Annotated in this window: 14 protein-coding genes; all 14 read left to right on the top strand. The window is 39.0% G+C overall.

Features of this window, described 5'->3' with window-relative positions:
* Positions 1-172 precede the first annotated feature (172 nt).
* A complete protein-coding gene (locus ACRX5O_RS12175; protein WP_433906200.1) occupies positions 173-1,207 on the top strand; it encodes a LacI family DNA-binding transcriptional regulator in 1,035 nt (344 codons plus the stop codon).
* 76 nt (positions 1,208-1,283) lie between these two features.
* Positions 1,284-3,479, top strand: coding sequence for an alpha-galactosidase (locus ACRX5O_RS12170; RefSeq protein WP_433906199.1), 2,196 nt, complete (start codon positions 1,284-1,286; stop codon positions 3,477-3,479).
* A 236-nt stretch (positions 3,480-3,715) separates the two neighbouring features.
* Entirely contained in the window at positions 3,716-4,888 is a 1,173-nt protein-coding gene (locus ACRX5O_RS12165) for a hypothetical protein (RefSeq protein ID WP_433906198.1), read from the top strand.
* Positions 4,889-5,026: 138 nt separating this feature from the next.
* Positions 5,027-5,974 (top strand): NAD-dependent epimerase/dehydratase family protein, encoded by a 948-nt coding sequence (locus tag ACRX5O_RS12160; RefSeq protein WP_433906197.1) that lies wholly within the window; start codon positions 5,027-5,029, stop codon positions 5,972-5,974.
* Positions 5,958-6,899, top strand: a complete 942-nt coding sequence (locus ACRX5O_RS12155; protein ID WP_433906196.1) for a lysylphosphatidylglycerol synthase transmembrane domain-containing protein — start codon at positions 5,958-5,960, stop codon at positions 6,897-6,899. Before ACRX5O_RS12160 ends, ACRX5O_RS12155 begins: the two co-directional genes overlap by 17 nt.
* On the top strand, positions 6,896-8,353 hold the full coding sequence (locus ACRX5O_RS12150; RefSeq protein ID WP_433906195.1) for an alkaline phosphatase family protein: 1,458 nt from the start codon (positions 6,896-6,898) through the stop codon (positions 8,351-8,353). Before ACRX5O_RS12155 ends, ACRX5O_RS12150 begins: the two co-directional genes overlap by 4 nt.
* Positions 8,354-8,355: 2 nt before the next feature.
* The gene (locus tag ACRX5O_RS12145; RefSeq protein WP_433906194.1) at positions 8,356-9,156 is read left to right on the top strand and encodes a glycosyltransferase family 2 protein; all 801 of its coding nucleotides are present in this window, start codon (positions 8,356-8,358) and stop codon (positions 9,154-9,156) included.
* A 63-nt stretch (positions 9,157-9,219) separates the two neighbouring features.
* Positions 9,220-9,981 carry an MCP four helix bundle domain-containing protein gene (locus ACRX5O_RS12140; RefSeq protein WP_433906193.1) on the top strand — a complete coding sequence of 254 codons (762 nt, stop codon included), beginning with the start codon at positions 9,220-9,222 and terminating at the stop codon, positions 9,979-9,981.
* 27 nt (positions 9,982-10,008) lie between these two features.
* On the top strand, positions 10,009-10,920 hold the full coding sequence (locus ACRX5O_RS12135; protein ID WP_433906192.1) for an FTR1 family iron permease: 912 nt from the start codon (positions 10,009-10,011) through the stop codon (positions 10,918-10,920).
* A 70-nt stretch (positions 10,921-10,990) separates the two neighbouring features.
* Positions 10,991-12,460 carry a hypothetical protein gene (locus ACRX5O_RS12130; RefSeq protein WP_433906191.1) on the top strand — a complete coding sequence of 490 codons (1,470 nt, stop codon included), beginning with the start codon at positions 10,991-10,993 and terminating at the stop codon, positions 12,458-12,460.
* A 268-nt stretch (positions 12,461-12,728) separates the two neighbouring features.
* Positions 12,729-13,613, top strand: a complete 885-nt coding sequence (locus ACRX5O_RS12125; RefSeq protein WP_433906190.1) for an AraC family transcriptional regulator — start codon at positions 12,729-12,731, stop codon at positions 13,611-13,613.
* 88 nt (positions 13,614-13,701) lie between these two features.
* On the top strand, positions 13,702-15,027 hold the full coding sequence (locus ACRX5O_RS12120) for a prolyl oligopeptidase family serine peptidase (RefSeq protein WP_433906189.1): 1,326 nt from the start codon (positions 13,702-13,704) through the stop codon (positions 15,025-15,027).
* Between the two features lie 89 nt (positions 15,028-15,116).
* Complete coding sequence (locus ACRX5O_RS12115; RefSeq protein ID WP_433906188.1) at positions 15,117-15,671, top strand: thioredoxin family protein; 555 nt, start codon at positions 15,117-15,119, stop codon at positions 15,669-15,671.
* 59 nt (positions 15,672-15,730) lie between these two features.
* A complete protein-coding gene (locus tag ACRX5O_RS12110) occupies positions 15,731-15,979 on the top strand; it encodes a GlsB/YeaQ/YmgE family stress response membrane protein (RefSeq protein WP_433906187.1) in 249 nt (82 codons plus the stop codon).
* The last annotated feature ends 310 nt before the right edge of the window (positions 15,980-16,289 follow it).

The raw sequence follows: 16,289 nt of genomic DNA, 5'->3' as shown, positions 1-16,289 counted from the left end.
CTTATAACTAGTTAACGTAACTAAAATAATTCGTTGTTTTACTAAGTGTTTACTATATTTTTATAAAGATAATCCAACTTTTTTATAAAAAACTATTGAGTGTAACCGCTTTTATTGATATATTCATAACAAGAATTTTAGTAAAGTTTACTTAATAAAAGGCTGTGGTCAAATGACAACAATCAAAGATATTGCGGTGCAAGCAAATGTCTCAACGGCAACGGTTTCACGAATTTTAAATAATGATCCTACGCTTTCTGTTTCTGATATCACACGTAAAAGAGTTCAGGAAGTTGTTCATGAATTAAATTATAAGCCTGTAAGAAAAAAGAGTGTGAAAGCGGAAAAGGGTACGGAAACACACAATATTGGGCTTTTACTTACTACAACAAAGGAGGAGGAGGCGCGAGATCCTTATTTTATGAGCATCCGCAATGGGGTAGAAATGGTCTGTAATGAATATGGGCTTAACATAACCTCCGTTTTTACTTTAGGACTCAGTGAATTAAATCCAGAGGTCATGGCTGGATTACAAGGACTAATCGTGATTGGTAGAGTGAATTCAGAGGAACTAAAAGCAGCTTTTAACGAAAAAAACCATGTAGTATATGTTGATTTTAATCCTGAAGAGAAGGATTTTGACGTGGTTATTTCTGATTTGGAAAAAGCAACTCTTGAGGTCATAGATAAGCTCTTTGAACTAGGTCATGAAGATATTGCTTATTTAGGTGGAGGGAATTTTTATAAAGGCTTGCTTCATCAAGGGTTTGTAGGAAATGAGGATGTCCGGAAAATTGTCTATGAAAAGACAATGAAGAAATATGGATTGTATAAAGAAGAGAATGTGTTAAACGGTGATTGGACTCCAAGTGGAGGGTATATTCAAATGAAAAGATTCATTCAATCTGGGAAATTGCCAAGTGCCATTATTATTGCTAGTGACCCGATGGCATTAGGTGCAATAAGATCTTTACACGAAGCAGGAATAAAGATACCTGAAGATATATCCGTTGTGGGTTTTAATGATATTGATGCAGCGGCTTATCTTCAGCCTGCCCTTTCTACCGTAAAAATACATACGACAGAAATGGGGAAAACGGCTGTGAAGCTCCTGTACGACAGAATAAAGGGAAGAGATCTTCCGATGAAAGTGGTTCTTCCAACGGAACTGATTTTAAGGGAGAGTACAGGAGAGAAAAGGTCATAATCAATTTTGGTGAGTAGAGCTAAGTGAAGTAGAAAATGGTTTTTATAATAAACTATTCAGTTAGGAGTGTTACTCAATGGGAATTCAATATCGTTCGGAAGATAGACTCTTTCATTTGCAGGCAAAAGATACAAGTTATGTAATACAAATCACAAAAGGTGGCTATTTGCTTCATTTGTACTGGGGTAAGAGAATTAAGGACTACCGTCATTCGAACTATATCCAACAGGTAGACCGTGGTTTCTCTGGTAATCCTTATGAACAAAAGGATGATCGTACGTTTTCATTAGATACCCTGCCACAGGAATACCCGCAATATGGAAATACGGATTTTAGAAAGCCCGCTTACCAGATTCAACTTCCAAATGGGTCGACGGTTTCTGATTTGCGTTATGATTCTCATGTGATTTTTAAAGGGAAAAAGAAGCTTGAGGGTCTGCCAGCTACATATGTTGAGGACGAGAACGAAGCGGAGACTTTAGAAATCACCATGAAGGATGAAGTAGCAGGACTAACTGTCATCCTGAGCTATACGGTTTTCGAACAGCTGAATGTGATCACGAGGTCGGTCAGGTTTAAAAATGAGGGCTCAGAAAATATGAATCTCTTGAGTGCACTAAGTATGAGCGTTGATTTTATGGATGCAGACTTTGATTTCTTACATCTTCACGGTGCACATGTGAAGGAAAGACATATTGCCAGACAGCCTCTTCGCCACGGCATCCAGTCCATTGAAAGTGCAAGGGGAGCAAGCTCACATCAGCATAATCCGTTTATCGCTCTGTTACGAAAAGGGACAACGGAAGAAGTAGGCGAAGTATACGCGTTTAATTTCGTGTACAGTGGAAATTTCCTGGCCCAGGCAGAAGTGGATCAGTTTAGCACGACGCGAGTGACAATGGGAATCAATCCATTTGATTTCAGTTGGAAACTTGAAGGTGGGGAAGAGTTTCAAGCACCAGAGGTTGTTATGGTGTATTCCTCTTCAGGTTTAGGAGATATGTCTAGAACCTTCCATGACCTTTATCGCACTCGTCTAGTAAGAGGAACGTATAGAGATAAAGAACGTCCAATTTTAGTAAACAACTGGGAAGCGACGTATTTTGACTTTAATGCAGATAAGATTATGGATATCGCCAAAGCAGGAAGTGAGTTAGGAATTGAGCTTTTTGTATTGGATGATGGCTGGTTTGGAAAAAGAGACAATGACAAGACATCATTAGGCGATTGGTTTGTTGATCAAAACAAGCTTCCAAAAGGGTTAAAGCATCTTGCCAACGAAGTAAATTCGTTAGGTATGCAGTTCGGGTTATGGTTCGAACCTGAAATGATCTCTGTGGATAGTGATCTGTTCCGAGAGCATCCAGATTGGTGCCTACATGTGCCACATCGTCCACATTCAGAAAGCAGAAACCAGTTAATCCTTGATTTTTCAAGGGAGGACGTGTGCGAGGAGATTACAAAAAGGGTATGTGATATTCTAGCAAGCGCCCCAATCTCTTATGTGAAATGGGATATGAACCGTCATATGACAGAAATTGGCTCCGCTCTTCTTCCACCGGACCGTCAAAGAGAGACCGCCCATCGATACATGCTTGGGTTGTATCAGGTGATGGAGAAGATTACTTCTTCCTTCCCAGAGGTGCTATTTGAAAGCTGTTCAGGTGGTGGCGGCAGATATGACCCTGGCATCCTGTACTATATGCCACAAACATGGACGAGTGACAACACAGACGCCATTTCTCGCTTGAAAATTCAGTATGGAACGAGCCTTTTGTATCCAATCGTATCGATGGGATCCCATGTATCGGCTGTTCCGAACCATCAGGTAGACCGAATCACCTCACTAGACATTAGAGGGGATGTAGCGATGTCAGGAAACTTGGGATACGAACTCGACCTAACCAAGTTGCCGGAAAGTGAAAAAGATGTGGTTAAAAAGCAGGTGGAAACATACAAGGAAATCAGAGGACTAGTTCAATTTGGACAGTTTTACCGGTTATTAAGTCCGTTCGAAGGAAATGAAACGGCGTGGTTGTTTACGAATGATGATCAATCGGAAGCTCTCGTGTTCTATTTCTCGGTTTTAGCAGAACCTGCTGCACCACTGAAGTTTTTAAAGGTAACAGGTATCGATCCGAACAAGCAATATCAGTTAGTTGGAACGGATGAAGTGTTTGGTGGAGACGAGCTCATGTATGTGGGCTTGAGTATTCCAGTGGAGCTTAGAGGAGATTTCCAGAGTTATAGTTGGCATTTGAGGGAAAAATAATTATATAGAGAAAAACATTTTTTGCTAATAGGTAGCAGTAGATTCGGGAAGAATCTACTGTTTTTTTATGGCTTTTTCCCTATATGTATGTCGAAACTATGAACGATGACCTAATTTATAAAATTATCTAAAAAATAGTATTGACGATGAGAATCATTCTCTATTATAATCACAAATGTGAATGAAAATCATTATCAATAAATTAAACATAAAAATGATCAACGGGGGATTATTTCATGAAAAAGAGAGAGTTAAAGAAAATTTTTGCAGGTTTCTTACTAGCTAGTTCAGTTTTAACAGCATGTAGCTCAACTACTTCTACAGAAAAGACAGAAGAAAAGAAACAAGAAGAAGTGAAAGAGGAAGAAGTACAAACGGAAGAAGTAAGCTATGGACAGGCATTCCAAGAAGCAGTTACAGAATTAGAAAAAGCGAAAGAAGACAAAGAAGTTGATTTCGATAAAGTGACTGAACTTTATACGACAAACCTTCAAGGTCTTGTAAAAGAAAGAGATGCAGAATTTGAAGATACGATTGACCAACATATTACTACGGCATTAGCGGCTGGTAAAGATGGCTCTATGGACAAAGTAGTTGTAAAACAACTTTTTGATAAATTAATGCAAAAGGTTTTCTATACAACGATTAAGCATGAGTTTACAGAAGTAACGGAAAACTGGGCTGATAAGGAAGCAGTAAAAGAAGAAGTTGAAGAAGCAAAAGAATACTACTCAATTATTCAATCGACTGTTGAAAAGCGTGATGCTGCTTATGGTACCAACATGGTAGATGCGATCGCAGGTGGATTTGATGAGATTGAGAAAGCAGTAGAAGCTGACGATCAATTAGGCTTCAACCTTGGGAAGCAAGTAGTGGACAAAACATTGATGAAGACTTTCTACTTTGCAACCGGCGCAGTTCCGAACGGATATGCAACAAAAGCGGCTGCTGCAGCGAAGGAAAATGTAGAAGAAGCAAAAATTGAGCAAGCTGAAGGATGGGCATTTTATCAATCAATTTTCACTTATCTAGATAAGCACGCTCAAGAAGATGCTGCATTCATCCTAAGTCAATTCGATCTTCAAACAGACGTAACAACACTCGATCCTGCAGCTGTAAACAAAGCGTTTGTACGTGGGTTCTCAAAAATTGCCTTACATGAGTATGAAGAGAGTGTGGAAACTTGGGGTGAAGACAAATCTGTTATCACTGCATTAGAAGGTGCTCTATTCATTGATATTATTGGTGAAGATATTAAGACAATTATCGGTGAAGCGGAGTTTACTGCTTTAACTGAAAAGGCGCAAAAATATTTAGAAGCAGCAAAAGCACAAGATAAAGCGACTGCAGATGCTACGCTAGCTGAAATTCAAGCGACTCTAAATACGGTCATTAACAGCGCGAAATAATTCACACAGATAGTTGGGAGAAAACCTTGGCATGATCAAGGTTTTTTCCTTTTCATTAATCCTCTCCTAGCAAAACTGCTTTCCATTCTTACTTAAGATATAATAATTGGTAAAGTGTAAAACTAGAGGTGTTGTTTTATGAAGATTATTGTAACGGGTGGAGCAGGATTTATCGGAAGCCATCTTTCTAGAAGATTATTATTAGAGCAACATGAAGTGTTTATCATTGATTGTCTTCATTCCTATTATTCTCCAGATAGAAAAAGAACGCATCTGGATGAAATAAAAAAGCTGGGTGCCTTTCATTTTTTTAATTTGGACCTGCTTGATCGAGAGGGGACGATTCGGCTATTAAAGGAAATCTCTCCTGATGTCGTGATTCATCTTGCAGCTCTTCCAGGTGTTGCATACTCCATAGATCAACCACTCGAATACGTGGATTATGATATCAAGGCAACGATTAATGTGTTAGAAGGAGCAGGAAAAGCTGGAACAAGACAGGTGATTTTTGCTTCCTCTTCCTCGGTTTATGGAAATCAAGATGGGCCATTCCTTGAAGAAATGGCGATTGGAAAAGTCATATCTCCATACGCAGCTGCCAAATACTCTGCTGAATCCTTCTGCCATGTGTATGAACATTTATATGGATTCCAAATGAATATACTGAGGTTTTTTACGGTATATGGCCCATGGGGAAGACCGGATATGGCGATTGGTCATTTTATTAAAAAGCTTATGAACGGTGAAAGCATTCGCGTGTTTGGCTCAGGGAGCGCACGTGACTATACGTACATTGAAGATATTGTAGAAGGAATCAACTTGACGATGATGAAAAGCAAAGAAAGTGAAACGTTTAATATTGGCTCAGGAAGACCGATTACGATGGAGCATTTGTTATCTGAGTTACACATCCATTTTCCGAACATGGTCGTGAAAAGGGAAGGCAATCGAGTAGGGGATGTTCATCAAACATGGGCGGACATCTCAAAAGCTGCAAATCAGTTAGGCTATCAACCAAAGGTTGAGTTTGCATTAGGGCTAGAGGAAACGGTGAAATGGGCGAAAGAGTATGAGAGTTCTCTCTAAAAAAATCGTTAAGAATAGCATCTCATTGATCATCATTTTGATCTTTATTGTGCTGACCACCATGTTTTTTGATGCTAGCCATGTATGGAATGCGGGTAAACTACTTGCTCAACATCCTTTTTGGCTTCTTTTCATGTTTGGTCTATATTTTCTTTCCTTTTGTTTAAAAGCGGTGGCTTGGAAGCTGTACCTAAAAGGGAAACCAAGCATTTTCTCTTGCTTAATAGGGATTCTTTATAGCTTATTTATTAATCACCTTCTTCCTATTAAGGTCGGTGATTTAGTTCGAGCGGAAGTGTTGAAAAACAGAGAAAAGCTAGTAAATAGAGAAGAAGCGTATCATTCTGTTATCGTCCTAAGGGTGATGGATATGTTCTGTTTAATCGGTATCACTTTTGTTGGGTTACTTGCTTTAGATATCTTCTACAGTATCCCAACATGGCTGATTCTCGGTGGGCTATTGCTTGTTTTGCTAGTTCTAATCATTAGTAGACAATTCTTTAGCAGGTTTTTACAAAGGCAATTTGTTTTAATGAAGAGTGCGTTATTAGGATGGAACGGATTTGTTATTATTATTGCCACATTGATTAGTTGGATATTAGAAGCAGGGGTATTGTACGGTACGGTACATATTCTTACAGAAAAGGCGAGCTTACTAGAGTTAGCTTTTGTAAACAGCTTGACGATTGCTGGGCAAGTATTTCAAGTGACCCCTGGAGGAATCGCCAACTACGAAAGTGTCATGACCTTTGGTTTAGGTATCATAGGAATTTCGTTGAAAGTGGGATACACAATTGCGGTCTTTAATCATGCCATTAAGTTCTTTTTTTCCTATATCGTTGGGGCATTTTGTTTTTGGATTCATCCAATCAATTTAGACACCATTAAGAGTTTGGCAAGATCGAGAGGAGTTAGTAGAAAGTGAAAAGTGCTTCAAAGTTTGAAAAAGTGGCAGCCCGATGTTGGAACTTACTTAACGAAGGCAAGCCCTTTACACCTATTTTTGTATTAGGAACGTTTCTTTTGTTTCATTTTAGGGATATGGCTTCGGTCGCGAATCTATCTTCAATCTTTTTATCATTACTGGTGATTATCCCAATTTTAGCCCTGTATTTTATCTTTGATTTTCCTTTATTTTTAAGAAATTATTTATGGATTCCTTTTATTGCTTATTTAATTGTATGGAATGATGTGCATCTTCCATTATTACTGTTTGCGATAGGTCTTTATTTCTTTTTTACCGTCTTTTTCTGGGGTACTCTTTATTATCATTTAAGAATTGGGACATCTTGGTTGAATTTCACCCGTTTTTGGAAGCTAGTTATGAAAAATAGTGATTCAACCAGCGGGAATGCGCAGGAACAATTGCCGAAGTTTTTACTCGTGTTATCTATTTGGCAGTTAGTTTATGAAAATTATCGTTCAGGTGAGCCTGTTGAGTATCTTTCCATCTTCGTGTTCTATGGTTTTATTTTCATTTTTGCTTGGATTTTACACCGCTACTTGTTTGATTGGAAGCCAGCGATGTATGCGGACTATACAAAGGATTCTACGGAGCCACCAATGAAAGCTCTCTCTGATAAAGTCGTTGTCATCGTTATTGATGGGATGAGAAAGGAACGATTTTACGAGGCAAATACGCCTTTCCTCGACTACTTGAAGGAAAACGGGACGGAGTATACGAATATGGAGACGGTGTACCCGGCAAGAACGGTCGTTTGTTTTACATCAATGTTTACAGGAACGTATCCATTTGAGCATGGGATTACGTCCAACATGGTTTGGAAGCTTGGGATCAAGGTAGAGAGCATTTTTGACTCGTTACGTAAGGTAGGGAAAAAAGGCAGGCTTTTAGGGATTGCCCATTTGGTTGATTCGATGGGAGACGATGTCGAAACCGTTACAGCTGTTATGCATAATGATGAGGCAGATCCGAACATTATGAAAAGAGCAAAAAAAATTATGAAGGAACAGGATTCGGACTTATTCATTGTACAAATGATCGCAACGGATCAAACAGGTCATTCAAGAGGGGTTCTGTATGATGAGTACATTCAAAAAATCGAAGAAGCAGACGCTTTGGTTAAGGACTTTGTTGAGTGGCTTGATGCAGAAGGGAAAATGGAGAATACGACATTATTTATATGCGCGGACCATGGACAGGCAGACGGAATTGGCGGTCACGGTCACCTCGATGAAGGGGAGCGCTTCGTTCCATTTTTTATGCACGGCCCACATATTGAGAGAGGCAAGAAAGTAGAGCAAAAGCATAGCCTTGTTTCTATGGCTCCAACATTAGCACATCTTTTAGGGGCACCATTCCCTAGCCACAGCCGTGGAAAAGTACTAATCGAAGCGATTAAGGAAAGTAGAGAGTAAAAATGAATAGACAGAAGGTAATCGTATTTTTACCAGCCTATAATGAGGAAGAATCGATTGGGGAAGTCATAAAAGGCATTCCCCGTGACTTCCATAATGCGGTCGAGGTTCGTGTATTAGTGATAGACGATGGTTCTACGGATGATACTGTCCAAGTAGCGAAAGAAGCGGGTGCTGATTATATCGTAAGCTTTGAAAAAAATCAGGGTCTTGGAGCCGCGGTTCGAGCAGGGATCAGGGAATGCTATAAGCACGGTGCTGATATTGGAGTCATGATTGACGCAGATGGAGAGTATCCAGCAAAGCAAATACCTGAATTGTTACAACCGATTTTTTCAGGAGAAGCGGATTATACGATGGGCTCACGATTTTTAGGAACGATTAAAGGGATGAAAATCCATCGTCGACTTGGCAATTATTGTTTCACTTTCATTCAAAGTCTGTTATTGAAAAAGTGGATATACGATGGCCAATCCGGAATGAGAGCTTTCTCCCGACAAGCTCTTGAGCATGCGGAGATCATTCATGATTATAATTATGCACAAGTGATTACATTAAATTTAGTGAGAAAAGGATTCCGTGTCCAAGAAGTACCTATTCAATATCAAGTACGAACGACAGGAGAATCATTCATCACCTTCAGAGGGTATCTTTCAACGGTACTTCCAGCAATTATAAAGGAAATAAGTAGACCCGTTCAAAAAGTAGAGCTCGATTACTCAGCTCACATAATCAGTCAATCATCAAAGGCTAGAAATCAGTTTATTCAGGGGATTTATCCATCAAATTTACACACAAAATAGACATAAAGTTTAAATTGACACTCAGAATGATAATCATTATCATTGAAGATAGGAGGCAGGTTTATGTTTAAGAAGCTTTTGTTTTTTAGCTTGTTAGTAATCCTTACTTTTACCAGTATGTATACAACATCAGCTAGTGCCTATACGTACGGAGATCCAAACAAAGAAGAGGTGGCAGAAGCCTATAAAGAAATTCTCATAAAGTTGGATCAAGATCCACCAAATTTTGCTGAGTCGAGAGAGATTTATGACTCAGTAAAGGAAGAAGTAGATATGCATATGGGAGCAGAGCCTTCGGAGGTTATTCTTGCTGGAATTGATTCCGAGGACAAAGAAGCTACCATTGAAAATATGGAAAAACTATTAGTGCTAAACATTGTAAGAAGAATGGAAAATATCGAGGGCAAATTTACCGAGTATGACACAAGTAAAAAGTTATTAGCGAAGGCATTTGCTACATATGAAGCATTGTCACCTAGAGTAGAAGCGGAAAATCCTGAATTAGACGAGGAATTAAAGGCTAGCTTTGACGAAGCGTTGAATGCGCTTGGTAATCCGGGACTATTCGGGGTTGGAAAGAAGGAATCAGACCTAGAGGCCTTTAAGACAAATAAGGAAGAAATCCTAATCAATTTGCAGAAGGAATTTCAGTTAAAAAGCTTGGAAGTAGGTCATTTTTCTGAAAGTGCAACAGAAACAGAGTCTGCTGGAAAGAAAGAATGGACGGACATCTCTAATATCCGAAATTGGATCCCGTTAATTCTGATAACTGCAGCGATTGTAGGGGTTATTGTCTTTACGATTCGAAAAAGAAACCGTAAATAAAAGTCATCATGGGGAAGGTGAAAAACTGTGGAAATTCAAGCATTGTTGATTACGTTTCGTGAAGTACTTGAAGCACTACTCATAATCGGAATCATCACAACTTATCTGAAAAGAATGGATCACGCGCAATACAATAAATATGTTTGGTTGGGTGCAGGTCTAGCGGTTATAGCGAGCGTTGGGGTTGCTATGCTATTTCAAGTGGTGTTTACAGGTTTTGCAGCAATGGGGAACGAAATCTATTTGAAAATAGGAATTATGCTCGTGTCCACAATTCTCTTGACCCAGATGGTTTTTTGGATGGCAGAACATAGTAAGGATATCAAAGGAAACATGGAAGGAAAAATGAACAAATTTATTTCGACTGGTAATATTGTTGGTATGGTCATTCATTCCTTCTTAGTTGTCCTCCGTGAAGGGGTAGAAACAGTCTTCTTTTTTGCGGCTATTACAGGTGGAAATATTGGAGCAGCCCTACAAGGCTGGGGTGCTCTTACAGGAGTCATTATCGCGGCTGTTGTGTCGTACTTCTTCTTTAAAGGTACGATGCGCATTTCATTAAAAACCTTCTTTAAAGTAACGGGAGCTTTCATTATTTTAATTGCGGCAGGATTACTCGTCCAAGCAATATCTATGATGCAGGATGTTGGAATTATCGGCAGTGTCATTCCACATGTATACGATATTACATGGTTTTTACCGGAGCACTCCATCGATCATGCGCATTATGTTAGAGACCATGGGGTTGAACCACTTCTGTCTGGTGATATAGGGATCTTCCTAAAAGCATTATTCGGATATTCATCCATGCCTTCAATAGAAGAAGTGATTGCTTATATTGGTTACTTTGTAGTGATCTATCTATTAACAGGGTATCAACCTAAGGAGAAGACAAAAAGTGCTGCGGAAGTAACTACTTTCAACGCACAGGTAAAATAATTTTGTAAGGGTACAAGGCACATGTCTTGTACTTTTTCTTTAGAAGTTGCTTGAAATAAAGGTGTGATTTATGTTGAAAAATGTGAAACCGAGTATCATTATTTCTCTGAGCCTAATGTTCATCATATGGATATTTCTATCACAGGTGACATATCTAAATTCATTTGCTTCTACCTATGATCAAGTCGACTTTGCTTTAGCACTTGAGCGTTATGATCTTTTAGCTATGCAGCCTCATTTTCCTGGATATCCATATTTTATTCTAGGGGGCTATCTCGTTCACCTTTGGGTACAAGATAAAGCGGCATCCTTGACGTTATTTAATATCCTTCTATACACCAGTGCCATGATCCCGATGTATAAAATATCGCGAGCTCATTTTTCCGGAGCGATAAGTGTTTTAGTCGCAACATTAACTTATTGTTCGGGGTTTGTTGTTCTTATGGTTAATCAGCCGATGTCGGAAGGGACAGCGATTGCGGTACTATGGTGGTATGTTTGGAGTATCCATGTTGCATGGAAAAAACAAAGCTTTTGGTCACAGGTTATTCCGTTATTCTTGTTAAGCATATTGCTAGGGATTCGATTATCATACCTTCCGTTTTCCATTGGTGTACTCTTTCTTTTGTATAAGCTATGGAAAAAAAACCAATTGCCACTGAAGGACATGGTGCCCCTAGGACTTCTAGCTGTTCTTTTTCAGTTGCTTTGGGTTAGTGGAGTCGCACTTACGGAGGGGGGCTTCGTCGGTTTTATGAAACTCGCTCTGTCTTTTACGAGCGGTCATTTCAATGATTGGGGTGGTGCAGCCACCTCGGTCGACCAATCATTTTTTAGCCGTATGTATCAACTAATCATCGAAAACATAGGCTGGACAGGGATTGGGATAAGGTCCTTTATTCTAATAAGTATGTTTGCAGTAATGTTTATTTATTTTTTTCGGGCTATCAGTTGGAAAAGAATCAAGTCAAACTATTTATTCCAACTTTTCACCATACTGATCGTTGTTTATTTTTTATGGGTGTTATTTGCACAGAATGTAGAAAAGCCAAGGCATATTATTCCTCTGATTACTCTAGGGATATTTTGTTTATTTTCGATGGTTTTTTCGAAATGGAAAACCACCTTTATGATCGCCTTTTCATTATTACTATTGTCTGTTCAAGCTTACCAAACTACGCTTTTATTAAAAGAGCAGGCAAACGAGCTTCCAGCGACCTATCAATTGGGGGCTTATTTGGAGAATCAAAAAGAACCTTTTGTTATTTATACTTGGGAAGAATCGAGGGTTTTTACGTATTTAGATACATCGTTTCCTCATAAGGAAATTAACACATACTCAAAATTCTTACATGATCAATCGTATTATAAAAATAAGGATATCTTGTTAACCAATAGTGTTCTCGAAGGATTTATATCACAAGGAGTAGATCTAACAGGTAAGGTGGAAGTAGTAGAGGAGTTTTCCTCAAACTCATTGTTTGACCCTGTATATCATCATATTATTTTGTATAGGTGGAAGGGAGGCAAGTACGAATAGTATCCCACTCATTCGAATTAACCTCATATATGGAAGGCAGTAGATATCTTATAGATTCTACTGCTTTTTTTCTAATCGTCAGTCTTGGACTAGGGAACGATGCTGGAATCCCTTGCTCTCTCAAACTCGTATTAAGAACTATCAAATAGATATTCCTATCATTATAGTAAAATCTTACACTGTTGAAAAAAAGGATTTTCCCAGCCTTCGAGCGAAACCTAAATAAGGTAGCTTTTAGGTCTGTTTGTATTTGTTGAGGGGGGATTAGATGGAATACGCGTATGAATGGGTGGAAACAGAAGGGCTCTTCCCAATTAAAATCATTTATCACGTATCGGACGAAGCAGGATATATCCCAAATCATTGGCATGAGAGCATTGAAATCTCTTATGTTCTTTCCGGAAAAATTGAAGAGATTTATGTTGATGGGAGGACCTATACCTCTCGTGAAGGAGATATTGTGGTTATTAATTCAAATTCGATCCATTCCTTTACGGTTGAAAGAGGTAGGGGAAAAAAAGCTTTATCGGTATTTATCCCTCCTGAGTTGTTAAAGGAGAAGGGTGTAAAAATAGATGAAGTGGCTTTTGATTGTGTATCAGTCGGGGAACAGGACGAAGACCGACTTCAACAGCTTCATGAGTTAAGGAAGATTTTAGACCAGATGACAGATGCCTACTTGAACAGAGAAAAAGACCATTTTTCTTATGTGAAAATAACAGCATTATCGTATGAATTACTGTACGTGTTATTAAAGTATTTTCAAGTCCCTAAGGAAAGTCACCCGAACATTCATTCAAAAAAGCATCTGGACCGATTGGCTCAGATTTTTGATTTTATTAAGGAAAACTATCAACAGAAACTATCTTTAACGATGATTGCCGATGAATTTGGGATTACTTCAGAATATTTATCTCGCTTTTTTACGAAGCATATTGGTGTCACCCTTCTGCATTATATCAATGCGGTTCGGCTCGAATATGCGCATCGCGATCTAGTGAATTCCGACCTTTCTATACTAGAGATTGCTTTAAAAAATGGCTTTCCAAATGAGAAGTCATTTAATAGAGTATTCAAGTCGGTGTATAAGCTCGCGCCTAGTCAATATCGCAGGGAGTCGAAAGTACCTAATCAAGAATTGACGTTTTTTTAGCTAGAAAAGGACAAGACGAAAACTTTTATTCCTACTAAAATCAAAAATGTAAACGCTTAAATAAATGATTTCGTAGGAGGAATTGTCATTGTTAAAGAGAATGAGAAAACAAGCAAGAAAGGCATTTCTATTATCACTAGTAGCATGTACGACTTTTTCATTTAGTAGTGGAGTGATGGCAAAGGACTTGAAAACACAACCAACCTCTTATCAAACCGTTACAGAAATTGAAGACTGGGGACCAGCGATTACGAAGGTCATTGTGGATTTAGGAAGACCTGTTCCGGTTAATTCTGTAACAACAGATACTTTTGAAGTAAATGTAAAAATCAGTGATGCTCGTTTAGCACAACCAGTGTTAAATGAAGGTAAACGTACAATCACAAACGCGTATGTAGCTGACAAAGACGGAAATCCAGCCGTAGCTACAGGGAAATACGTAGTGCTAGAAATGAAAATCGGACCTAATGAACCGCTAGGCAATGCCATGAACTATGACTGGCAAACAACAGGATTTAATGATTGGACAGACAACGAATATACGATCGAACAGCAAGAACCAATTGTCACACCAGCTGGAATGATTTCAAACTTAACTATTGATACATTCTCCGGTGGTGTAAGAGAGCTAGTGGATGAGTTCTCTACAGGTGAAGCTACATATGACGATGTGACACTCACTTATGCGGATTTTGAGCCGAAGAAGGATAACAAGAAAAATCCTCTCGTCATCTGGTTACATGGTGCAGGTGAAGGTGGAACAGATCCAACGATTCCGATTTCAGGAAACAAGGCTGTGAACTGGGCTTCCGATGAAATTCAATCATACTTTGATGGTGCTTACGTATTAGCTCCTCAAACACCAACATTCTGGATGGACGGTCTCACTGGCTTTGGTGATGGAACGTCAAAATATGAAGAAGCCCTAATGAGCTTGATTCAAGACTATGTATCTAACAATAAAGACATCGACACTGACCGAATTTATATCGGTGGAGACTCAAACGGTGGATACATGACGATGCTCATGATTCGTGATTATCCAGAATATTTCGCTGCTGCTATTCCAACTTGTGAAGCGCTAGCTGACACACTCATTACAGATGAGCAAATTGAAGATATGAAAAACGTACCAACTTGGTTTGTTACTGCTGCAAATGATCCAGTTGTAAATGTGAACAATTATACGGTTCCAACGTATGAGCGTTTAGTGGCAGCGGGTGCTCCAAATGTACACTTATCTCTATTCGATAACGTGGTAGATACTTCAGGCTTGTACAAAGATGTAGACGGTACGCCATACGAGTACAATGGTCACTGGTCATGGATCTACGTGTACAACAACGACGTAAAAACAACAATTGATGGAAAAGAAATCACCCTTATGGAATGGCTAGCAAGTCAGTCTAAATAAGATTCGAAAGCAGTGTGCTTCTAACAAGAATCACACTGCTTTTATTTGGTATAGTAAGTACATAGAATTAGAAGAGAGGTGCCTACCGTATGAAATCAGAACAGCAATATTTCGAAGAAGGAAAGTCGATTCAAGCATACATGGACGAAATGAGTACATTAAAAGAGGAAAGCTTTGCCGTGTATGAGCAATTTCAATTACCTGAAGACGGCTTGGTTGACACACTAAAACAACATTCACTTCACTTCTTAACCATTACAGAAGATTGGTGTGGAGATGCCATGATGATTAACCCAGTCATTCGCAAGCTAGCCGAAGAGGCAAACATTGACATGCGTGTCACCTTACGTGACTCTGACACCGATTTGATTGACCGACACCTAACAAACGGCGGACGTGCGATCCCGATGATTTTGATTTTAAATGAGCAAGGTGAGTTGGTAGGAAAATGGGGCCCACGCGCACCGGAAGTTCAACAAATGGTTGACGAGCTCCGTGCCACCCTGCCAGCCAAAGAAGACCCAACTTTTGCGGAAAAACAAAAAGAAGTCTTTGGCAAATTAAGAAAAAGCTATGTTGAAGACAAAACCCTTTGGTCATATGTGTATGAGAGCTTTAAGGGAAGAGTATTAGAAATTATCTAAGTTTAAATATTTGATGATCCGGGTACTAGTTTACTACCATCACAAAGGAGGACATACATATGGGATTACTTCTTTATTTGATCGTAGGCGGTATCATCGGGTGGTTAGCGAGTATAATTGCTGGAAACAATCTACCCTATGGGATCATTGGGAATATTGTTTGCGGAATCATTGGTGCTTGGATTGGTGGGATGCTACTAGGAGCTTGGGGACCATCATTTGCAGGCATTGCGATTCTACCAGCTTTAATCGGTAGTATTTTGTTTGTTTTACTATTGCGGGTGATCACAAACATCCTTTCCAAATAATGAGTGGAGGCAGCCTTAAGGGCTGTCTTTTTTTTGTTCTATATACAGGTATGAAGATCATTTCATCGGAATTTTCCCAAGCTAATGAAGTTCATCAGGGTTATGAAGATCATTTCACCGAGAATTCCTCAAGCTAATGAAGTTCATTAGGGTTATGAAGATCATTTCATCGAGAATTTCACAAGCTAATGAAGTTCATCGGGCTTATGAAGATCATTTCATCAAAAATTCAGCAAGCTATTGAAATTCATCGAGGATATGAAACTAAAAGATGGATTTTTTTGTTGGAATTGGACAATTTAATAAAAAT

The organism is Robertmurraya mesotrionivorans, from assembly GCF_050971805.1.
Taxonomy (GTDB): domain Bacteria; phylum Bacillota; class Bacilli; order Bacillales; family Cytobacillaceae; genus Robertmurraya_A.
This window is presented reverse-complemented; position numbering and strand designations above follow the sequence as displayed.